The 20,630-nt window shown below is 46.2% G+C and carries 20 protein-coding genes; 17 read left to right on the top strand and 3 right to left on the bottom strand.

Annotated elements, in window-relative coordinates; all coding sequences use genetic code 11:
* Positions 1–44: 44 nt before the first annotated feature.
* From ACESON_RS09895 to ACESON_RS09885, 3 genes are read left to right on the top strand one after another with little or no spacing between them, the layout of a single operon-like run.
* Positions 45–1,376 (top strand): efflux RND transporter periplasmic adaptor subunit, encoded by a 1,332-nt coding sequence (locus ACESON_RS09895; RefSeq protein WP_373109586.1) that lies wholly within the window; start codon positions 45–47, stop codon positions 1,374–1,376.
* Positions 1,377–1,388: 12 nt separating this feature from the next.
* Positions 1,389–2,174 (top strand): ABC transporter ATP-binding protein, encoded by a 786-nt coding sequence (locus ACESON_RS09890; protein ID WP_373109584.1) that lies wholly within the window; start codon positions 1,389–1,391, stop codon positions 2,172–2,174.
* Positions 2,168–3,376 (top strand): ABC transporter permease, encoded by a 1,209-nt coding sequence (locus ACESON_RS09885; protein ID WP_373109582.1) that lies wholly within the window; start codon positions 2,168–2,170, stop codon positions 3,374–3,376. Before ACESON_RS09890 ends, ACESON_RS09885 begins: the two co-directional genes overlap by 7 nt.
* On the opposite strand, the gene ACESON_RS09880 is transcribed toward ACESON_RS09885, so the two are convergent.
* Together ACESON_RS09880 and ACESON_RS09875 are read right to left on the bottom strand one after the other, a co-directional pair.
* Positions 3,367–4,113 carry a ThiF family adenylyltransferase gene (locus ACESON_RS09880; protein WP_373109580.1) on the bottom strand — a complete coding sequence of 249 codons (747 nt, stop codon included), beginning with the start codon at positions 4,111–4,113 and terminating at the stop codon, positions 3,367–3,369. The genes ACESON_RS09885 and ACESON_RS09880 overlap by 10 nt on opposite strands.
* A gap of 13 nt (positions 4,114–4,126) precedes the next feature.
* Positions 4,127–4,558 (bottom strand): Rrf2 family transcriptional regulator, encoded by a 432-nt coding sequence (locus tag ACESON_RS09875; protein ID WP_177959881.1) that lies wholly within the window; start codon positions 4,556–4,558, stop codon positions 4,127–4,129.
* A 329-nt stretch (positions 4,559–4,887) separates the two neighbouring features.
* Between ACESON_RS09875 and ACESON_RS09870 the strand changes: the two genes are divergently transcribed.
* From ACESON_RS09870 to ACESON_RS09810, 13 genes are all read left to right on the top strand, one after another.
* Positions 4,888–6,822 carry an NAD(+) synthase gene (locus ACESON_RS09870; RefSeq protein WP_373109578.1) on the top strand — a complete coding sequence of 645 codons (1,935 nt, stop codon included), beginning with the start codon at positions 4,888–4,890 and terminating at the stop codon, positions 6,820–6,822.
* A 21-nt stretch (positions 6,823–6,843) separates the two neighbouring features.
* Positions 6,844–7,632 (top strand): TrmH family RNA methyltransferase, encoded by a 789-nt coding sequence (locus tag ACESON_RS09865; RefSeq protein ID WP_373109576.1) that lies wholly within the window; start codon positions 6,844–6,846, stop codon positions 7,630–7,632.
* A gap of 117 nt (positions 7,633–7,749) precedes the next feature.
* Entirely contained in the window at positions 7,750–8,193 is a 444-nt protein-coding gene (locus tag ACESON_RS09860; protein ID WP_177960000.1) for an NfeD family protein, read from the top strand.
* 62 nt (positions 8,194–8,255) lie between these two features.
* The gene (locus ACESON_RS09855) at positions 8,256–9,134 is read left to right on the top strand and encodes an SPFH domain-containing protein (RefSeq protein WP_373109609.1); all 879 of its coding nucleotides are present in this window, start codon (positions 8,256–8,258) and stop codon (positions 9,132–9,134) included.
* A gap of 166 nt (positions 9,135–9,300) precedes the next feature.
* The gene (gene argF / locus ACESON_RS09850) at positions 9,301–10,290 is read left to right on the top strand and encodes an ornithine carbamoyltransferase (RefSeq protein WP_373109574.1); all 990 of its coding nucleotides are present in this window, start codon (positions 9,301–9,303) and stop codon (positions 10,288–10,290) included.
* A gap of 3 nt (positions 10,291–10,293) precedes the next feature.
* Positions 10,294–10,599 (top strand): DUF6637 family protein, encoded by a 306-nt coding sequence (locus ACESON_RS09845; protein ID WP_373109572.1) that lies wholly within the window; start codon positions 10,294–10,296, stop codon positions 10,597–10,599.
* 4 nt (positions 10,600–10,603) lie between these two features.
* Entirely contained in the window at positions 10,604–11,584 is a 981-nt protein-coding gene (locus ACESON_RS09840) for a biotin--[acetyl-CoA-carboxylase] ligase (RefSeq protein ID WP_373109570.1), read from the top strand.
* The gene (gene mutY, locus ACESON_RS09835; RefSeq protein ID WP_177959995.1) at positions 11,571–12,686 is read left to right on the top strand and encodes an A/G-specific adenine glycosylase; all 1,116 of its coding nucleotides are present in this window, start codon (positions 11,571–11,573) and stop codon (positions 12,684–12,686) included. Before ACESON_RS09840 ends, mutY begins: the two co-directional genes overlap by 14 nt.
* Positions 12,687–12,716: 30 nt before the next feature.
* Positions 12,717–13,619 carry a diacylglycerol kinase family protein gene (locus ACESON_RS09830; RefSeq protein WP_373109567.1) on the top strand — a complete coding sequence of 301 codons (903 nt, stop codon included), beginning with the start codon at positions 12,717–12,719 and terminating at the stop codon, positions 13,617–13,619.
* 97 nt (positions 13,620–13,716) lie between these two features.
* The gene (gene rpoD / locus ACESON_RS09825) at positions 13,717–14,847 is read left to right on the top strand and encodes an RNA polymerase sigma factor RpoD (RefSeq protein WP_177959993.1); all 1,131 of its coding nucleotides are present in this window, start codon (positions 13,717–13,719) and stop codon (positions 14,845–14,847) included.
* 14 nt (positions 14,848–14,861) lie between these two features.
* Positions 14,862–15,512 carry an epoxyqueuosine reductase QueH gene (locus ACESON_RS09820; protein WP_373109565.1) on the top strand — a complete coding sequence of 217 codons (651 nt, stop codon included), beginning with the start codon at positions 14,862–14,864 and terminating at the stop codon, positions 15,510–15,512.
* 134 nt (positions 15,513–15,646) lie between these two features.
* Positions 15,647–15,913 carry an HPr family phosphocarrier protein gene (locus ACESON_RS09815; RefSeq protein WP_177959991.1) on the top strand — a complete coding sequence of 89 codons (267 nt, stop codon included), beginning with the start codon at positions 15,647–15,649 and terminating at the stop codon, positions 15,911–15,913.
* A 231-nt stretch (positions 15,914–16,144) separates the two neighbouring features.
* Positions 16,145–17,407, top strand: a complete 1,263-nt coding sequence (locus ACESON_RS09810; RefSeq protein ID WP_373109564.1) for a glucose-6-phosphate isomerase — start codon at positions 16,145–16,147, stop codon at positions 17,405–17,407.
* A 94-nt stretch (positions 17,408–17,501) separates the two neighbouring features.
* Here ACESON_RS09810 and ACESON_RS09805 read toward each other — a convergent pair whose 3' ends face one another.
* Positions 17,502–19,415, bottom strand: coding sequence for a DUF4838 domain-containing protein (locus ACESON_RS09805; protein WP_373109562.1), 1,914 nt, complete (start codon positions 19,413–19,415; stop codon positions 17,502–17,504).
* A 245-nt stretch (positions 19,416–19,660) separates the two neighbouring features.
* On the opposite strand from ACESON_RS09805, the gene ACESON_RS09800 reads away from it, so the two are divergent.
* On the top strand, positions 19,661–20,617 hold the full coding sequence (locus ACESON_RS09800) for a carbohydrate ABC transporter permease (RefSeq protein ID WP_373109560.1): 957 nt from the start codon (positions 19,661–19,663) through the stop codon (positions 20,615–20,617).
* The last annotated feature ends 13 nt before the right edge of the window (positions 20,618–20,630 follow it).

The raw sequence follows: 20,630 nt of genomic DNA, 5'->3' as shown, positions 1-20,630 counted from the left end.
AGAATTTGGCAGTACAGGAAAACATAGAAGAGGGAAAGGGTTCTATGACAGATCAGGAATATGAGAAGGAGCTGGCGGAGCTGATGAATTCTGCTCCGTCTGATGAGAAAAAGCATAAGAAAGGAAGAATTCGCAGAGCATTTAAGGCTATTGGTTCCTGGAGCAGGAGGCGTAAACTGATAACCGGGGCGGTGGCAGCAGCCGTCGCTTTGCTTGTATGTTTCAAAATATCCGGCTCTGGAGGACAGACGGGAGTCCCGGTGATGACACAGGCTCTTACACGGGGAACTGTAGAGGAGATATTATCGGTCAGCGGGCCTGTATCCGGAACGGACAGTGCAGAGGTGGTGTCCAGCCTTCATGCAGAGATTCTGGAAATTCTGGTGAAGGAAGGCGACCGGGTGAAGGCTGGTCAGGTGTTGGCCAGACTGGATCCCGATGATGTTCAAAAGGAGGTGGAAATCGCTCAGAATGCCTATGATCTGGCATCAGCCAATCTGGATGAGGCTCAGAGAGAGGCGAAAAAGGGCTATGCAGAGGCACTGCAGGAGCAGCAGGCTGCACAAAGGGATTATGACAGAAAGGCAGTGCTGTTTGCAGGAGGAGATATTTCTCAGGCAGAGATGGAGGCAGCTGCGGATTCTTTAAACAGCGCGAAACGAAAAACAGCCTCTTTCTATATGGAAAACGGAGAGCCGGCGGCAGAGCCCTCTTTCCGCCTGCAGGTGAAAAATGCAGAATTTGAGCTGGAGCAGAAGAAGGAGCGCCTGGAGGAGACAGAGGTCACAAGCCCTATTGACGGAACTGTGGTTCGAGTGAATTCCCGGGTTGGCCGTTTTGCTGATATGGTGGATGATGACAAGCCGCTTTTTGCTATAGATAACCTGGACAATCTGGAAATGAAAATCAGTGTCAGCGAATATTCCATTGGTAAGGTGAAGCTGGGCCAGGAGGCAGAGATTACCGCAGATATTTTAAATGGACAGACGGAACGGGGAGTAATTACGGCCATTTCTCCCACAGGAGAGGAAAAAGGCGGAGGCTCTACAGAGCGGGTAATTCCAACAACAATCCGGATTCAGAATACAGATACGGCCCTGATTGCAGGAATTACGGCCCGGGCCAGAATTGTCCTAAACCGGGCAGAGAATGTCTGGGTTGTTCCTGTATCTGCGATTATAGAGAGAGAGGACGGTACATGGCTGGCGGCTGCGGAGGCAGGAAAGGCAAGATTGATTCCTGTGGAGAAAGGCGTAGAAGGCGATGTGTCTGCAGAGATTTCCGGTGATGGTCTTTCAGAGGGGCTGAACTATCTGGTTACTCCGGATCCGGCCTTACAGGATGGGACTGCAGTGACTGCGGTTTCCCAGGAATAAGGGGGGCTGGAAATGAAGGAATACGGCGAGGAGCTGATTCGGATTGAGAATATGGCTAAGGTGTATGATACAGGAGCTTTAAAGGTTCTGGGACTGAAACGGATCAATCTGACTATTCGCCAGGGAGAGTTTGTGGCGATTATGGGACAGTCTGGTTCAGGAAAATCAACATTGATGAATATTCTGGGCTGTTTGGATCGGCCTTCTCTGGGACATTATTATCTGGACGGAGCAGATGTGGCAGGAATGACCTCGGATGAGCTTTCTTCTATTCGCAATAAAAAAATCGGTTTTGTTTTTCAGTCCTTTAATCTGATTTCCCGGATGTCGGCGCTGAAAAATGTGGAGCTTCCCATGATCTATGCCCACCTGGGAAAGCGGCAGCGGACAGAGCGGGCAGAGGAGCTTTTAAAGCGGGTGGGCCTGGGAAAACGAATGCATCACCAGCCCAATGAGCTCTCTGGCGGTCAGAGACAGCGGGTGGCGATTGCCCGGGCGCTTGCCAACAACCCGCCTCTGCTTTTGGCTGATGAGCCTACGGGAAATCTGGATACGGCGGCTTCTGTAGAGATTATGGAGCTGTTCAGCCGTCTCCACAAGGAGGGAACCACGGTGGTGCTGGTTACTCATGAGGAAGAAATTGCAGCCTTTACAGAGCGGATTATCCGGTTTCGGGACGGGGAAATCATCAGTGATGAGACGAATATACCCCATGAGCCGGAGTTTAGCCGCCATGTAGAGCGGAATACGGATTTTGAACCGGAGGAGGTTTCCGGCGGAAAGGAGTTTCCATGCTGATTGAAAATATGAAAATGGCATTTTCTGCTATTCGGATAAACAAGATGCGCTCTTTTCTGACCATGCTGGGAATCATCATCGGAATCGGTTCGGTGATTTCTATTGTATCTATTGGAGATACCATGCGGAGTATGTTTGCGGATCTGTATAAGGAGGTCGGGCTGACCCAGGCTTATATATCCATTGGATATTGGCTGGAGGAGGTTCGTCAGAGTGATTATTTTACATTGGACGATATGGAGCGGATTCGGGACGTTTTTGGGGAGGAAATTGCCTATATGGACTGCTCCTCCGGCGTTTCTGCCAATGCCCAGAACGGGAGAACCCAGGTAAAGTTTAATTATGAGGGGATTGACTGGAATTATCAGGACGTACAGCCGGTGAATATTGTATACGGAAGGTATTTGAATGAAGCAGACGTAAAGGGCCGCAAAAAAAATGTGGTAATGGATACAGACAGCGCCATGCTTCTCTTTGGCGTGGAAAATGCTGTGGGAAAGACCTTTCGCACAACAATTTACGGAACCACGGATGAATATACGGTGGCAGGCGTATACCGGAAGGAAATCAGTCCCTTTCAGGCCATGATGATGGGAACCAGTGAGGGAGGGACGGCCTTGATTCCCTACACGCTTCTGGCCTGGCCCAATGACTATTTTTATTCCATTCGTGTGTTTGCAAAGGATGATGTAAATCTGGATGTGTTTTTCGGACAGCTGAAGTCTTATATTGGACGGCTGAAGGGAAGAAATCCGGAGGATTATTATATGCAGACGGCGGTGGAGGAAATGGGAATGATGGACAGCATGATGGGAGGTCTTTCTGCAGCTGTGGGAGGCATTGCAGCCATTTCCCTGCTGGTAGGAGGAATTGGAATTATGAATATTATGCTGGTTTCTGTAACAGAGCGGACGAGGGAAATCGGAATCCGAAAAAGTCTGGGAGCCAGAACCCGGGATATTCTGATTCAGTTCCTTACCGAATCTGCTATATTGTCAGCCTGCGGCGGAATTATTGGAATTCTTCTGGGCGTGGGACTTGTATCGGCAGGAGGAATGGCTCTCGGCGTAACAGCGGTGATCCGTCCGTCTGTAGTGGTGATGGCAGTGGGCTTTTCTGCCCTGGTAGGCGTATTTTTTGGAATTTATCCTGCCTCCAAGGCAGCAAAAAAGGATCCCATTGATGCTTTGCGCTATGAATAGAGATGCTCCTTCAGAAGCTCCCGGATGGCTTCTCCGGCAATCAACAGTCCAGCTACAGGTGGAACGAAGGAAATACTGCCGGGAACAGAGCGTCTGTTTCCGGCTTCTTCTGATTCCATAACCGGAGTAAGGGGTTCCTCCTTAGAATAGAGTACCTTTAGATGAGCAATGCCTCTTTTTTTCAGCTCTCTGCGCATAACCCGGCACAGGGGGCAGACAGAGGTTTTTGTAATATCTGTGATTTCAAACAGTTCTCCGTGCAGCTTGTTTCCAGTGCCCATGGAGGAGATCAGAGGAATCTCATGGTCTTTTGCATACTGGACGATGGCCAGCTTGGCTGTGACAGTATCAATGGCATCTATGATATAATCAATAGGCCTGTCTGCCCCAGGAAGACAGGGAATGGAGTCTAAAAGGGGAGACAGATTATCCGGGAGCACAAAGGTTTCATAGGTGAGAATCTGAGCCTGGGGATTGATGTCCAGGATCCGTTTCTTCATAACCTGTGTTTTGTATTGTCCGACAGTACTGTGGTAGGCAATACTCTGACGGTTTATGTTGGTTAAAGAAACGGTGTCATTATCAATCAGAATCAGTCTTCCTACGCCGCATCTGGCCAGGGCTTCAATACAATGGGAGCCAACGCCCCCAACGCCAAAGACGGCTATGGTAGAGGCGGACAGCTGGTTTTGGCCTTCTTCACCAATCAGAAGGCCGGTTCTGGAAAATTCGTTCATGAATCGCTCCTCTCTACAGCAGGTTGTCATTGGGATGGCACCGCTGCTCCTCAATCAGATCAGCTAGAGTCACATGATCGACTACCTGATCTACCGCGTCCTTGATTTTTTGCCAGACGCTTAAGGTTACACACTGTCCGGCCCGTTCACAGGGCGGGGCATCCTTATCCAGACAGGAAACCGGTGACAGGCTGCCCTCTGTCTGCCGCAGAATCATGCCGACCGTATAGTTTTCGGGCGGCATAGTCAGCATATAGCCGCCCTGAGCGCCGCGGATGCTGCGGACATATCCGGCTCTGTGAAGCAGAGTAACAATCTGCTCCAGATATTTGTCGGAGATGCCCTGGTTGGCGGCTACCTGACTGATTTTTGTACATGTATCCGGGTTCATCCCGAATTCTATCATCATACGCAGGGCATATCGTCCTTTTGTAGAAATTTTCATAAAGTTCCTCCTTATACCTTAGTAAAATAATAGGATTTACAGTTATTGTACAAAATGAAACAGAAAATGTAAAGTGATATCCTGAATTGACTTATGACAGGGGAACAGGTATAATTTTGAGTAACAGTTCAGCCTTGCGGGGATCCGGTCAGAAAAACTCGTTGAAAGCTTGCTTTCATAAGGATTTTTCTGACCGAATCCACATAAGGCGGACGCCTAAAGCTTCTTGTACGCTGTAAGCGGGCAAGAAGATGCAAGGCTGAACTGTTGTAATTGTCATTGGCAATACTTCTTATTTAATGTGATAGAGGCAAGGAGGACAGGAAGGAATGAAGGATGGTTTTTTCCGTACAGCAGCAGCAACCCTGAAAGGGCGTGTTGCAGATACCAGGTATAACTGCCGGGAAATCTGCAGAATAATAGAAGAAGGAGAGCGGGAAGGCGCAGGGCTTATGGTATTTCCGGAGCTCTGCATTACTTCATATACCTGCAATGATCTGTTTTTGCAGGAAGCGCTGCTTCGTCAGGCGAGAGCAGGCCTGAAGGAGATTGTGGATTTTACAGAGGGAAAGCAGATGGTGGCTGTGGTAGGTCTTCCCTGGGAGTATGGCGGACGGATTTTTAATGTGGCCGCTTTTGTCTGTGGCGGAAGACTTCTGGGCCTTGTTCCCAAGCTCAATCTGCCAAACTACGGAGAGTTTTATGAACAGCGGTATTTTGCTGTAGGAATGGAAGAGCCGGTGGAGGTTTCCTGGGAGGGAGAGAAGATTCCTATGGGAACCAGGCTTTTGTTTGCCTGCAGAGAGATTCCCTCTCTGGTCATTGCTGCGGAAATCTGTGAGGATCTGTGGGTTCCCTGCCCTCCCAGTATTGGTCATGTGCTGGCAGGAGCTACGGTGATTGCAAACTGTTCTGCCAGCGATGAAGTGGTTGGAAAGGATTCCTATCGGAGATCCCTGATTGGCGGACAGTCAGCCCGTCTTATCTGCGGATATGTGTATGCCAATGCCGGAGAGGGAGAGTCTACTCAGGATCTGGTATTTGGCGGACATAATCTGATTGGGGAAAACGGAACCCTGTTGGCAGAGTCCCGTAGATTTGCTCCGGAGGTCATTTATGCAGATCTGGATCTGGATCGTCTGGCTGCAGAGCGGCGCAGGACAACGACTCATCCGGCAGCGTGTCGGGAGGGTTACCGGACTGTGGAGTTTTCTCTGAATACAGACGCTATGGAGAAAAAGCAGGAGGAGAAGCTTCTGCGGCGAATTGACAGCCGTCCCTTTGTTCCGGGAGATAACCGGGAGAGAAACAGACGGTGCGAGGAAATTTTTACGATTCAGGCGATGGGACTGAAAAAGCGTCTGGAGCATACGGGCGTGCGTCATGTGGTTTTGGGAATTTCCGGAGGTCTTGATTCTACGCTGGCTTTACTGGTGACGGCGCGGGCCTTTGATATGCTGGAAATATCAAGGGGGCAGATTCATGCGGTGACCATGCCCTGCTTTGGAACCACAGACAGAACTTATCAGAATGCCTGTCGGATGACAGAGAAGCTGGGGGCTTCTTTGCAGGAGGTAGATATCAAAAAGTCTGTGACCCAGCATTTTGAGGACATTGGACAGGATATGGGCTGCCACGATGTGACCTACGAAAACGGTCAGGCCAGAGAGAGAACTCAGGTTCTCATGGATATTGCAAATCAGACAGGCGGTCTGGTAGTGGGCACTGGAGATATGTCAGAGCTGGCTCTTGGGTGGGCGACCTACAATGGAGATCATATGTCCATGTATGGGGTAAATGCATCGGTTCCCAAGACTCTGGTGCGTCATCTGGTTCAGTATTATGCAGATACCTGCGGAGAGGAAAGCCTTGCAGAAGTTCTTCTTGATGTGCTGGATACGCCGGTGAGCCCGGAACTTTTGCCGCCGGAGGACGGAGTGATTTCCCAGAAGACAGAGGATCTGGTAGGCCCCTATGAGCTTCACGATTTCTTCCTGTATTATGTGCTTCGATTTGGCTTTATGCCATCTAAGATTTACCGGCTGGCTCTTCGGGCTTTCCAGGGAGAATATGACGGGGAAACCATCTGGAAATGGCTGAATGTCTTTTACCGCCGCTTTTTTGCCCAGCAGTTTAAACGCTCCTGTCTGCCGGACGGTCCCAAGGTAGGAAGCGTTGCAGTATCTCCCCGCGGAGATTTGAGAATGCCCAGCGATGCGTCCAGACAGATCTGGATGGAGGATTTGGAGCAGCTTCAGAAATAGTGATAATGAGAGGAAAAAACTGTGATAACGAGTACAACCAATAAACAGGTAAAATACGTCAGCAGCCTGATTAAAAAGCCAAAGGCACGCCGGGAGGAGGATCTGTTTGTGGCAGAGGGGCTTCGCATCTGTCAGGAGATTCCAGAGGAGCGGATCCATACGCTTTATGTTTCGGAGAGCTTTCTCAAGCAGAAGGAGGGCCGTATTCTGTCGGAGCGGGTCCGTCGTGTTGAGGTGGTGGCAGACGAGGTTTTTAAGGCTTTATCAGATACTCAGACTCCTCAGGGGGTACTGGCTCTGGTCAGACAGTATCATTACACTTTAGAGCAGGCAGCAGGAACAAAGGACGGCAAACCGGCACTTTTGATGATTCTGGAGCATCTTCAGGATCCGGGAAATCTGGGAACGATTATCAGGGCTGGAGAGGGAGCAGGAGTGACAGGGGTGATTATGGACGCTTCAACAGCAGATATTTACAACCCCAAGGTGATCCGATCTACTATGGGCTCTGTGCTGCGGGTTCCCTTTGTATATACAGAAGATCTGTGCGGGACACTTCAGTGGCTGAAAAAGCAGGATGTTCGTCTGTTTGCAGCTCATTTGAAGGGAAAGAATTCCTATGAACAGGAAAATTACTGCCAGAGTACAGGATTTTTGATTGGAAATGAGGCCAATGGACTCAGCGATGAAGCGGCTTCTTTGGCGGATACTTATATCCGGATTCCTATGGCCGGACGTGTAGAATCCCTGAATGCGGCAGTAGCGGCTTCGGTGCTGATGTTCGAGGCAGCGAGACAGCGGCGCCAGTAAAAGTTTACGGTTTTTTTACAAGATATTCAGAAAAACTTAAGTGGCACAATATGCGTTTTTTCTTGTGAAATGTCTGAAAATATAGTATGATGTATCTAAGAAAAAAGGAGGTTGCAGATGAGTTCCATCTATTGGCTGATTGCATTTGTGATTTTAGTTGGTATCGAGGTGGCAACTATGGCGCTGACTACCATATGGTTTGCAGGCGGTGCTCTTGTGGCATTTTTGCTTTCCCTGTTTGGACTGTCTGTGGAGGTTCAACTGATAGCTTTTGTGGCAGTATCCTTTCTCCTGCTGTTTTTTACCAGACCGTTTGCTTCCAGATTCATCAACAGCGGTACGGTAAAGACCAATGCAGAGGGGCTTATTGGCCGGGAGGCGCGGGTTACTTCAGAGATTGACAATGAACAGGGAACAGGCTCTGCGGTGGTAGGCGGACAGGAGTGGACGGCCAGAGCCAGGGACAGCCATGAGATTTATCCTGCCGGTACGGTAGTCCGGATTCTGGATATTCAGGGAGTGAAACTAATTGTAGGTACATGTAAGGAGGGCGAAGAATGAATACATTTGCCGGTTTAACAGGAATTATTATTTTTCTTCTGTTTCTGATTGTGATTGCGCTGATGCTGGTATCCTGTGTGAAGATTGTTCCCCAGGCTCAGGCTCTGGTGGTAGAGCGTCTGGGAGCCTATCTGGGTACCTGGTCTGTAGGCGTTCATTTCCTGGTTCCTTTTGTGGATCGGGTAGCTAAGCGGGTGATTTTAAAAGAGCAGGTTGTGGATTTTGCGCCCCAGCCGGTGATTACAAAAGATAACGTAACCATGCGGATTGATACTGTGGTTTTCTTCCAGATTACGGATCCCAAGCTGTTTGCATACGGTGTGGAGAATCCCATTATGGCGATTGAAAACCTGACGGCAACCACGCTTCGTAATATTATCGGTGATCTGGAGCTGGATCAGACTCTGACCTCCAGAGAAACGATCAACACGAAAATGCGAGCCTCCCTGGATATAGCAACGGATCCCTGGGGCATTAAGGTCAACCGGGTGGAACTGAAGAATATTATCCCTCCGGCAGCGATTCAGGATGCCATGGAGAAGCAGATGAAGGCAGAACGAGAACGCCGTGAGGCCATTCTCCGGGCAGAGGGTGAGAAAAAGTCTACGATTCTTGTGGCAGAAGGAAAGAAGGAATCTGCAATTCTTGATGCAGAGGCAGATAAGCAGGCAGCGATTCTCCATGCAGAGGCAGAGAAGGAGAAGCGGATTAAGGAGGCGGAGGGTGAAGCTGCAGCGATTCTGAAGGTGCAGCAGGCTAACGCAGACGGTATTCGTTTCCTGAAGGAGGCCGGTGCAGATGCGGCAGTTCTTCAGCTGAAAAGTCTGGAAGCCTTTATGGCAGCGGCAGACGGAAAGGCTACCAAGATTATTATTCCGTCTGATATTCAGAATATGGCAGGACTGGTTAAGTCGATTACGGAAGTGGCCAAGGACAGCTAAGTGGAACTGCTGTTAAAAGAAGAGAGGATATACAAAAGATTACAGAGATGTAGAGAGAGCGAGCGATCGCTCTCTTTCCTGCATAAGAAACTTGACATGAAATTCGCCTTATAGTAAGTTATAGATAATAAAAATCCGTTTTGACGGAAGAGGAGGAGAGACAATTATGAATTTAAAAGGCAGAAGTTTTCTTACATTAAAGGATTATACACCAGAGGAAATTCTCTATCTTCTGGATTTGGCGGCAGAGTTAAAGAGAAAGAAAAAAGAAGGAATTCCGGTGGATTATTACAGAGGCAAAAATGTGGCTCTGATTTTTGAGAAAACCAGTACCAGAACAAGATGCTCCTTTGAAGTGGCTGCCCATGATATGGGAATGGGAACCACATATCTGGAGCCTTCCAGCTCTCAGATTGGAAAGAAAGAGAGTATTGCCGATACGGCGCGGGTGCTGGGAAGAATTTACGACGGAATTGAGTACCGGGGCTTTGGTCAGGAGATTGTGGAGGAGCTGGCAAAGCATGCAGGAGTTCCTGTCTGGAATGGTCTGACCAATGAGTACCATCCTACACAGATGCTGGCAGATATGCTGACAGTCCGGGAACACCTGGGCCGTCTGAAAGGGGTAAAGCTGGTTTACATGGGAGATGCCCGCTATAACATGGGCAATTCTCTGATGATTGTCTGTGCAAAGCTGGGGCTTCATTTTGTGGCCTGCGCCCCTAAGAAATATTTCCCCAATCAGGAGCTGGTTGAACAGTGCCGGGAGTATGCAAAGGAGTCTGGCGGAGATATTACTCTTACAGAAGATGTGAAAGCTGGAACAAAGGGGGCTGACGTTATCTGCACGGATGTGTGGGTTTCTATGGGTGAGCCCGATGAAGTATGGGAGGAGAGAATTCATGATCTGACTCCCTATAAGGTAACGATGGATGTTATGAGAAATGCAGGAAATGAGGCCATTTTCCTTCACTGTCTGCCATCCTTCCATGACCTGAAGACCAAGATTGGCAAGGAAATGGGAGAACGTTTTGGAATTACTGATATGGAAGTAACAGACGAAGTATTTGAGGCGCCATGCTCTAAGGTATTTGATGAGGCAGAGAACCGGATGCATACCATTAAGGCAGTTATGGTGGCTACGTTAGGAGAATAGGGAATGCACAGTCAGGAGAAAAAAAAGAATCCCCGCAATACTGCCATGATGCTGGATATGCTCCACATCGTGGTGGGGGTTCTTGTAGTGGCCTGTACGGTACTGGCATTTGTTAATCCGGAAAGAAACAGTTTTCTTTTTCCGGTGATTTTCTGGCTTGCAGCCCTGCTAAACGGGGTGAACGGCTGGAGCCGTTTTCAAAACGGAGGAAGAGATAAACGGAAAAAAGCCGGTGCAGCCGTTTTGTGGGCAGCAGCTGCATTGCTATTTGTAATTGGCCTTCTCAGCGCCGTCAGTATCTGGAGGTAGAACATTGAAAGCAGAGATTTTAAAGCGTCTCAGGGAGACGGATGGGTATATTTCCGGTCAGGAATTATGTGAAAGCCTGGGGGTTTCCCGGACGGCTGTATGGAAGTGTATCCGACAGCTGGAGGACGAGGGATATGTGATTGAAGCAGTCAGAAACAGAGGTTATCGTCTGGCAGATTCCGGAGATGTGCTGTCTGAACAGGAGCTGGGCAGGCTCCTTTCCACCAGATGGCTGGGAAAGAACCTGGTGGTATTTGACGAGGTAGATTCCACCAATAATGAGGCCAGGCGAATGGCAGAAAAAGGCGCTTTGGAGGGCACCGTGATTCTGGCTGCCCGTCAGACTGCGGGAAAAGGGCGCCGGGGGCGAAATTGGGAGTCTCCCCGGGGAACAGGAATCTGGATGAGTTTTCTGCTTCGTCCGGAATTTGAGCCGTCTCATGCATCGATGCTGACGCTGACAGCCGCTATGGCTGTAGCTCAGGGCGTTCGAAGGACGACAGGACTGGATTGCCAGATTAAATGGCCCAATGATATTGTAATAAACGGAAAAAAGCTCTGCGGGATTCTCACAGAGATGAGCACGGAGGACAATCAGATCCGCTACGTAGTAGTAGGAATTGGAATCAATGTGAATATCAGAGAGTTTCCGGAGGAGATCAGCAGCACGGCAACCTCTCTGCTTTTGGAATCAGGACATCCGGTCAGGAGGGCAGTCCTGGTGGATCAGGTGCTGAGAGCCTGGGAAGAATATTATACAGAGTTTTTAAAAACCCTGGATTTTCAGAATCTGAAGAAGGAGTATAATGCCTGCCTGGTTAACAATGGCCGTCAGGTACAGATCCTTGCGCCCCAGGGGGTGTGGACAGGCGTGTCTCTTGGAATTGACCGGGAGGGACAGCTCCTTGTAGAAAAACCGGACGGAAGCATTGAGCCGGTTGTATCAGGAGAAGTTTCTGTGAGAGGGGTTTATGGCTATGTATGAGATTCGTCATGCCTATGACAGTCTGCAGGTAGCAGAGGAAAAACCAGGTGAATTAAGTCTGGAAGCGCGTCTGAGAGCCATAAACAGACCGCTTCTTGACTGGTACCGAAATCATGCCAGGATTCTTCCCTGGCGAGAAGATCCAAAGCCCTACCATGTGTGGATTTCAGAGATTATGCTGCAGCAGACACGGGTTGAGGCAGTAAAGCCGTATTTTGAACGGTTTTTGGAAGCGCTGCCCGATATTTCGGCTTTGGCGGCAGTGGAGGACGACCGCCTGATGAAGCTGTGGGAAGGGCTGGGATATTATAACAGAGCCAGAAATTTAAAGAAGGCGGCGCAGGTGATTGTTCATGAGTATGAAGGCAGGATGCCGTCAGAGTATCAGGAGCTGTTAAAGCTTCCGGGGATAGGAAGCTATACAGCAGGTGCGATTGCCTCGATTGCATTTGGAAAACCGGTTCCGGCAGTAGATGGAAATGTGCTTCGTGTGATTTCAAGGGTAACAGCCAGCCGCCGGGATATTTTAAAGGCTTCAACTAAAAAGTGGATGGAGGACAGGCTGAGGGAAACTATGCCTCAGTCAGAAGCCAGTGATTTTAATCAGGGTTTGATTGAAATTGGAGCCATTGTCTGTGTCCCCAACGGTCAGCCTAAATGCGGTCAGTGTCCCCTTGCATCGGTGTGCCTTTCCAGACAGCAGGAGCTTTGGCAGGAAATTCCTGTAAAAACACCTCCGAAAAAGCGCAGAATAGAAGAGAAAACTGTCTGTATTTTAGAGTGCGGACATCAGGTGGCGCTGAAAAAAAGGGAGGATGAGGGGCTTTTGGCATCTCTTTATGAGCTTCCCAATGCAGAGGGGTTTCTTTCTGAGGAGGAACTTGGAGAGGCCTTTGGAATTATGCCGGAGCTGATGGTACAGATTGAGCCGCTTCCGCAGGCAAAGCATATTTTTTCCCATGTGGAATGGCATATGAAGGGATATCGGATACGTCTGTCGGGCGGGATACCGGAGTCCTATATTTCAGCTGGAAAAGAAGAACTGAAATCCGTCTATGCGCTACCTGGTGCATTTGGAAGGTATACAAAGCTGATAAAATGAGGATAATGAAAGTGAGGCAGGTGCTGATATATGGCAAAGAAGAAACAAATGCTTCTGATTATTAATCCTAGATCCGGCAAAGGGCAGATCAGGACAAAGCTGCTGGATATACTGGATATTTTTATAAAGGCAGGGTATCGGGTGCAGGTTCACGTAACTCAGAAGGCAATGGATGCAAAGGAGGCGGTTCTTCGCTGCGGAGGCAGAAAGGATCTGATTGTCTGTACCGGCGGAGACGGAACCTTAAATGAAACCATATGCGGAGTTTTGGAGCTTCCCAAAAAGGTTACTCTGGGATATATTCCGGCCGGATCTACCAATGATTTTGCTGCCAGCCTGAAAATCCCCAGGCAGATGCTGGCAGCAGCCCGGGCGGCAGCTTTGGGGGAACCTTATGCAGTGGATGTGGGGCTGTTCTGTCAGGAGAGGTATTTTGTCTATGTGGCAGGCTTTGGTGCTTTTACAGAGGTTTCCTACCTGACTCCTCAGGATAAGAAAAACATTCTGGGACATCAGGCGTATATGCTGGAGAGTTTTCGAAGCCTGGCTTCTCTGAGATCTTATTTTATGGAGGTGGAATGGGACGGCAATTTCCTGGAAGGGGAATTTGTTTTTGGAGTGGTGACAAATACCATCAGTGTTGGTGGCTTTAAGGGGCTGGTGGGACAGGATGTGGAGCTGAATGACGGTTATTTTGAGGTACTGCTGATTCGTAAGCCCAAGAATCCGGCGGATATCAGCAATCTTGTCGCAGGTCTTCTACAGAAGGAAGAAAAGGAAAACGATCAGGTGTACAAATTTAAAACAAGATCCATTCGCTTCCGTTCTTCAGAGCCGGTGGACTGGGTGCTGGATGGAGAATTTGGCGGAACGAAAACAGAGGTTTTTGTAGAGAATCTGAACAAATGCCTGGAAATCAAAAGAAATAAATAAAACTTTAGAAGAAATGTGTTGAAATATAGCGCTTGCTGTTATATAATGAATAGATGTGTAAGTATTTTTAGATACCTTTGGTTGAAAGGACGTTACTGTGGAAAAAGACAATTTTTTAGTAAAGCTGAATAAGCTGTTAGAAGTTGCCAAGTCAAAGCATAATGCATTGGATGTAACGGAGATCAATGACTTTTTCATAGGAGATAATCTGGGTCCGGATCAGATGGAGCAGATTTATAATTTCCTGGAAGAAAAGCATATTGATGTGGTTCCCGTTATTGATGACAACATTCTGGCAGAGGACCCCCTGCTTCTGGATGATGATGATCTGGATGTAGATGACAGTTTTTTGAAGGATGCGGAAGATATCGAGCTGGACGCTGTAGATCTTCTTGAAGGTATCGGAACTGAGGATCCGGTGCGTATGTACTTAAAGGAGATTGGAACGGTACCGCTTTTAAGTGCAGATGAGGAGCTGGTTCTGGCCAAGCGCAAAGCAGAAGGCGATGAGTCCGCCAAGGAAAGACTGATTGAGGCTAACTTAAGGCTGGTTGTCAGCATTGCAAAGCGTTATACAGGACGGGGAATGAGCTTTCTGGATCTGGTTCAGGAGGGAAATCTGGGCCTGATTAAAGGTGTAGAAAAGTTTGACTATACAAAAGGATATAAGCTGAGTACATATGCTACTTGGTGGATCAGACAGTCTGTAACCAGAGCGCTGGCGGATCAGGCGCGGACGATTCGTGTACCGGTGCATATGGTTGAGACGATTAATAAGATGTCCAAGATGCAGCGTAAGCTGACTTTGGAGCTGGGGTATGAGCCGTCTGTGACGGAGTTAGCTGAGGCACTGGAGATGTCAGAGGACAAGGTTATGGAGATTATGCAGATTGCCAGAGAGCCCGCTTCCCTGGAAACACCAATTGGTGAGGAGGATGATTCCAACCTGGGTGATTTCGTGGCAGACAATAACGTATTGACCCCTGAGGGCAATGTGGAATCTGTAATGTTGAGAGAGCATATTGATGCACTTTTAGGAGATCTGAAGGAGAGGGAGCGTCAGGTTATTGTGCTTCGTTTTGGCTTGGAGGATGGTCATCCCAGAACTCTGGAAGAGGTTGGCAAGGAGTTTAATGTTACCAGAGAGCGTATCCGCCAGATTGAGGCCAAGGCTCTGAGAAAGCTTCGCAATCCGGTCCGCAGTAAGAGAATTCGTGATTTCCTGTAAAGGAAGGATTTTATATGAATCGCAGAAATTACCAGAAGGAACTGGAAAAAATCATAGAGCGACAGACAGATGAGAGCCGGGTACCCCGGCTCTTGCTGCATAGCTGCTGCGCTCCCTGCAGCAGTTATGTGCTGGAATATCTGTCTCAGTATTTTGAAATAACGGTATTTTATTATAATCCTAATATTTCTCCCAAAGAAGAATATGAAAAGCGGGTGGAGGAGCAAAGGCGTCTGATTGAGGCGCTGCCGTCTGTTCATCCGATTCGTCTGGAGGCAGGCCCTTATGAGCCAGAACGCTTTTATCAGGCAAGCCGGGGGCACGAGCAGGATCCGGAAGGCGGAGAGCGCTGCTTTTCCTGTTACCGGCTCCGCCTGGAGGAAGCTGCCAGAATAGCGCAAAGGGGCGAGTATGATTATTTTACCACAACTCTTACGATCAGCCCTTTGAAAAATGCAGAGAAGCTGAATGAAATTGGAGAGGAATTGGAAGAAATCTATGCAATCAAGCATCTACCCTCCGATTTTAAGAAGAAAAACGGTTATAAGCGTTCCGTGGAGCTTTCAGCAGAGTATGGATTATACCGTCAGGATTACTGCGGCTGTATTTTTTCGAAGCGGGAACGGGAAGCCGCTTGTGAAAACTCACGAAAAAACACAGAATAAAAATGTGAATAATGACGGGAATTTGAGACTTTAACTTGACACATATCTTAATTTGTAATAAAATTTTAATGAATGATTCGTGTGAATGGGACACGGATTTGGGGAATTATAATTTAAAAAAAGGAGAATGAGATATGCTTAGTAAAACCTTAACAGTAGTAAATCCGTCTGGATTACATTTAAGACCCGCAGGAGTTCTGTCTCAGACCGCTATGAAGTTTAAATGTGATGTTCTGATCGAGTGCGGTGAGAAGAGAATCGTTGCTAAGAGTGTTCTGAATGTAATGGCAGCGGGCATCAAGTCCGGTACCCAGATTACTCTGATCTGCGATGGAGAGGACGAGGCAGCAGCTATGGAGACCATCAGCAAGGCAATTGAAAGCGGACTGGGCGAGATGTAATTTTATTTTGGCTCTATTATATATGCCGGAGTGTATGATTGAATGATCGTGCACTCCGGCATTTTTTTGTTTGAAGTATTTTGGATCTTATATACAAAAAACTAGACATATTTTATTAAATATGCAATAATAGCAATATAGATAATTAAAATAAAAAATTAATTAAAGAACAAAGGAAAACAGATGAGATCTGTAATACTTAATTAAAAAATGAATAAGGAGGAAGATGTTGTGAGTGTCAGTCTTGATTTAAGCAAATTAAATTTATTTTTAAATGAAGAGGAGCTGCAGCTGCATCAAAAGATAGCAGGAGAAATTTGCAGGGAGATTCTGGAGAAAGAAGATACTGAGAATGTGCTTGGGTGGAGAACTTTGGAGCAATCAGCGGTTCAGCTGGATGTCATGAGAGAAAAGGCTCGGGAAATTCGAGAAAATGCGGATGTATTTGTTATTGTAGGTGTGGGCGGGTCGAATCAGGCGGCACGGGCAATGATAGAAGCTCTGAAGGATCGGAAAGGGCCAGAAGTTCTTTATCTTGGCAATACGCTGTCTCCTTATTATATCAGACATGTTCTGGAACAGATAGAAGGAAAAAGTATTTATATTGACGTAATTGCAAAAAATTTTGAAACGCTAGAGCCAGGAAGCCATTTCCGCATATTGCGTCAGTGGATGAGGAAGCATTATACAAAAGAAGAGATGGCAAAGAGGGTCATCGTGACAGGAACATATGGATCCAGATTAGAGGAGATTGCTAAAGAGAATGGATTCCTGTTTCTTTCTTTTCCAGAATCAGTTGGAGGAAGGTATTCAGCATTTACACCGGTAGGGTTATTTCCTGCTTTGGCAGCGGGGCTGGATGCAGATGGATTTTTGAAGGGCGTTCAGTTGGCCATGGATGATTGCCGTAAGAATCCAGAAAACAACCCGGCAGTGAGGTATGGAGCAGCACGTCATTTACTTTATGAAAAAGGCTATGATATTGAAATGCTGGTATCGTTTGAACCACAATATGAATATTTTACAAAATGGTGGGTTCAGCTATTTGGAGAAAGTGAAGGGAAGGAAAAGAAAGGAATCTTCCCTGCAGCGGCGATTTATTCAGAGGATCTTCATTCGATCGGACAGTACATGCAGGATGGAAGAAGAAATCTGATAGAAACCTTTGTGTCAGTGCAAAATCCAAAGGCAACGGTTGTGATTGAACCGGATCCGGAGTTTGGTGACAGGTTTGACTACCTGGATGGAATGGATTTTGACCAGATTAATAAAGCGGCAGAGAAGGCAACCTGGGATGCTCATGCCAGGGGAGGAGTTCCCTGTATCCGATTTCAGGCAGACGAGATAACGGAAGAAAGCTTTGGAGAGTTGTATTACTATTTTATGATGGCCTGTGCTGTATCAGGAACCTTAATGGGCGTAAATCCCTTTGACCAGGAAGGGGTGGAAGAATATAAACGCAGTATGTTTGCTGCACTTGGTAAAGATAAATAACTTTTGTGAAAAACATATGTTGATTTATACTGATATTTATGCAGATAGCCAGACTTTAGAAGTCTGGCTGTTCTTGTGTATTGGAAATAATAATTTAAACGTTTTCTGGAAATGAAAAGCCTGTGTATTTTTGGGATACTTCTGTAATTCGATATACATCTAGATAGGGCTGAAACTCATCTTCACCTTTACAAATTTCCTCACGAAACTCGTTCCATTTTTGGAAGGCGTTTTTTTTGTCGCCTTTGGCAAGCAGATAAAGTGCATCTTCCAAAAGTGGATAAGTCTGGCAATGATAGGCAAGTAATTTTTGGAACACAGGAGATTTGGAGTCATCTTCCGTATTATCAAAGTGAGTAGAAGTGAAGCTTCGGGTAAGATGGGCAGCTTTTGCCATCCGAAGAGCTGTTTCTGAATGAATTCGTTCTCCTTTTCCATTAAAGTAATCACAGTTGCATAAGTCAGATAATTGCACCAGATAATTAATGACGTCCTGTGCACGGATTCCGTAGGCAGCTTCCATGTATTCTTTCTGCAGAGTTTCAAAGGACAGAGAGATGTCCCAAAGCTTTCGTCCCATCACATAGTTTGGAAGGAAGTTAGGTAAACCGCTGCGAAGTTCTTGGCAGCTTATGTATCCGTTGAGCTTGAGATTATTTAATTGTTCGATATCGTCAAAAATAATTTTGGAAATGTGCTGATAGCCAAAATCTCCATAATGAGCGCGTCCGAGAGGATAATCATATACAAAGCTGTCACCAGAGAAAAGCTCTTGCCATGCACGCAAAAATGTAAGATTCTCATTTAAATTTACAGGAAGCGTAATATAGTTTCTGTGAAATTCCGGTATTTGTGGCAGGACATCTCCGATTTGGTAGGAAGCTTCGAATGTCCTGCTGATGGGGGCAAACATCAAGACAAAACGATCTGGATTATGGAATCGAGATGTTTTTGGTGGCCATAAAAGTTCCTGATAAAGAAGAAATACCAGTTTCGTTTGAAGTCCCTTCTGAGTTAAAAGTCTGTCTATTTCATTTAAAATATCAATATATTGATCGGAGAGCAGCTTTTCTTGACAGTTGTGACATTCGCAGAGGTTATTATATTCATCGGCAAGCCAGACATGAAGATAATCAATTTCAGGATGTGTATATGCGTATTTAACTACTTCTTTTGCAAAAGAGTCAATGACCTTTGGACTGGAATAGCACAGGTTGCTGTTCATGGGTATACCATGAAATAATTGACGTTTCCCGTTTAATTCGGCTAACATGGAACGCTGAGAATCTGACAAAGGAAGATCAGCCTCTTTCCAGTCGGAAGAAGGCACACCGAGGCAGGCACCAGTCCATCCATGTCCAACCTGGTGCAGAATGAGCCCACGTTTTTTTATTTCCGAGACGATTTCTTTTGTTATTACAGCAGCATCTTTATGGGAAAAGGGAACAGCTTGCTTGTATGGGTTTCCTTCATGCTGGTACCAGCGTGCAAGAAATGTATAGGGAATTTGAAATTGAAGGAAAAAGCTGTTGTATCCAAGTTTGGGAAGCCAGTTAATGGTGTCTATAATATTTTCCAAAGAATTGGCGCCTTCCAGACAGATTCCACGGTGTTTAAAACTGGCAGTATGGGATACTTGCTGAAAAAGTAAATGTGGATCTCTTAAGATGGGAATGATTTCACAATCTGGTGTTGGTCCTAGAAAACGGCATCCTAACAGATATAGGTAGTGGTAAACGCCAATTAGGACACTTCGGCTATTTGAACCCTTAATATATCCACCATCTTGGGTGATATTGATTTGGAAAGAGTCGTTTGTGATAGTGTCTAAGCTTTCGTCATAGGTGAGTAAAGAGATACAAATATCAGGGGGGTTACAGGGAACAGGGGTAGAGGAGGCCTGTATATGAGATTGGGGCAACATTTTTTTTAAATAGGATGATAATTCTTGTGAAGAAAATAAAAGCGTTTGGTCGGATGAAGCTGTGTGATTCAGATAAATATTCATAAGATACCTCCATGAAGAATTAATAGATTGCTATAAAAATTATACCAGAAGAAAGAAAAAACGAATAGACAAAAATGACAAAAAATAGTAAAAAATAAAAATGAATAAAAAAATAAAGGCTGCAATAGTTGTGCAAAAGATTGAAATACAAATGATATTATTGACATATATAGGATAATATGATATAAATATAATTAATTAAAATGAATAATAAATTAAAAACCAAATAAAAAGGAGGAAGTAACATGGACGTGAAACAGAGAGAGTCTTCTGCAATTGCTGTCACGAAAAGGAACAAGCGTCGGGAAAAGTGGATTCTGAATGGTTGGTGCTGGCTGTTCCTTTCCATGTCGGTTATATTTTATATATTGTTTCAAGGGTATCCGATTATTTGCAGTATTCAGTACTCCTTACTGGATTGGTCGGGATTGACCTCTAATGCAACCTTTGTTGGTATTCAGAATTATGTAGAATTAATACATGATGAATTATTCTGGAATGCCTTTTTCAATAGCTTTAAGTATACGGCAATGATTGTTCCTTTGGAGCTTGCTGTTTCACTTTTTCTTGCTTATATGTTGAACAATGAATTATTAAAGGGAAGAAGCATCTATCGTACCATGTTTTTTATTCCAGTTGTAACAACTGCATCTGTGGTTGGTATTATTATGATTTTTTTGCTTGGTGTACAGGGGCCACTCAACCATTTGCTGATGGCATTTCATCTTGTGAAAAGCCCGATTAATTTTTTGGGTAATGCAAAGTATGCAATGCCGACATTGGTACTGATTTCTTTATGGAAAGATTGTGGAACCTATATGATTTATTGGTTAGCTGGTTTGCAGGGAGTTTCTAAGGATGTTTATGAGGCAGCAACGGTTGATGGAGCGACTAGGGCACAGACTTTTTTCCATATTGTTCTTCCACTGATTGCACCGGTTGGCGGAATTATTGCTATTTTATGTGCTATTAACTCTTTGAAGGTATTTGATATCGTAAAAACTATGACAGAGGGTGGACCCTTCTATGCAACAGATGTAATTGCAACTTATGTATATCGTTCTGCGTTCTCTAGTGAGATCGGAATGCCAAGACTTGGATATGCTAGTGCAGCGGCGCTGTTGTTTGGAGTAACTGTTATTGTAATCGGTGCGGTGTTGAATATTGTAAAAGCAAATTTGAACCGCAAACGTGTTGGATGATGTTAGGAGGAGT

This window comes from Lachnoclostridium sp. Marseille-P6806, assembly GCF_964238185.1.
Classification (GTDB): domain Bacteria; phylum Bacillota; class Clostridia; order Lachnospirales; family Lachnospiraceae; genus Brotaphodocola.
This window is presented reverse-complemented; position numbering and strand designations above follow the sequence as displayed.

Coding starts and splice junctions, on each gene's coding strand:
- ACESON_RS09895 (WP_373109586.1), top strand. CDS start 45: ATGACAGATCAGGAATATGAGAAGGAGCTGGCGGAGCTGATGAATTCT.
- ACESON_RS09890 (WP_373109584.1), top strand. CDS start 1,389: ATGAAGGAATACGGCGAGGAGCTGATTCGGATTGAGAATATGGCTAAG.
- ACESON_RS09885 (WP_373109582.1), top strand. CDS start 2,168: ATGCTGATTGAAAATATGAAAATGGCATTTTCTGCTATTCGGATAAAC.
- ACESON_RS09880 (WP_373109580.1), bottom strand. CDS start 4,113: ATGAACGAATTTTCCAGAACCGGCCTTCTGATTGGTGAAGAAGGCCAA.
- ACESON_RS09875 (WP_177959881.1), bottom strand. CDS start 4,558: ATGAAAATTTCTACAAAAGGACGATATGCCCTGCGTATGATGATAGAA.
- ACESON_RS09870 (WP_373109578.1), top strand. CDS start 4,888: ATGAAGGATGGTTTTTTCCGTACAGCAGCAGCAACCCTGAAAGGGCGT.
- ACESON_RS09860 (WP_177960000.1), top strand. CDS start 7,750: ATGAGTTCCATCTATTGGCTGATTGCATTTGTGATTTTAGTTGGTATC.
- ACESON_RS09855 (WP_373109609.1), top strand. CDS start 8,256: ATGCTGGTATCCTGTGTGAAGATTGTTCCCCAGGCTCAGGCTCTGGTG.
- argF (WP_373109574.1), top strand. CDS start 9,301: ATGAATTTAAAAGGCAGAAGTTTTCTTACATTAAAGGATTATACACCA.
- ACESON_RS09845 (WP_373109572.1), top strand. CDS start 10,294: ATGCACAGTCAGGAGAAAAAAAAGAATCCCCGCAATACTGCCATGATG.
- mutY (WP_177959995.1), top strand. CDS start 11,571: ATGGCTATGTATGAGATTCGTCATGCCTATGACAGTCTGCAGGTAGCA.
- ACESON_RS09830 (WP_373109567.1), top strand. CDS start 12,717: ATGGCAAAGAAGAAACAAATGCTTCTGATTATTAATCCTAGATCCGGC.
- ACESON_RS09820 (WP_373109565.1), top strand. CDS start 14,862: ATGAATCGCAGAAATTACCAGAAGGAACTGGAAAAAATCATAGAGCGA.
- ACESON_RS09815 (WP_177959991.1), top strand. CDS start 15,647: ATGCTTAGTAAAACCTTAACAGTAGTAAATCCGTCTGGATTACATTTA.
- ACESON_RS09805 (WP_373109562.1), bottom strand. CDS start 19,415: ATGAATATTTATCTGAATCACACAGCTTCATCCGACCAAACGCTTTTA.
- ACESON_RS09800 (WP_373109560.1), top strand. CDS start 19,661: ATGGACGTGAAACAGAGAGAGTCTTCTGCAATTGCTGTCACGAAAAGG.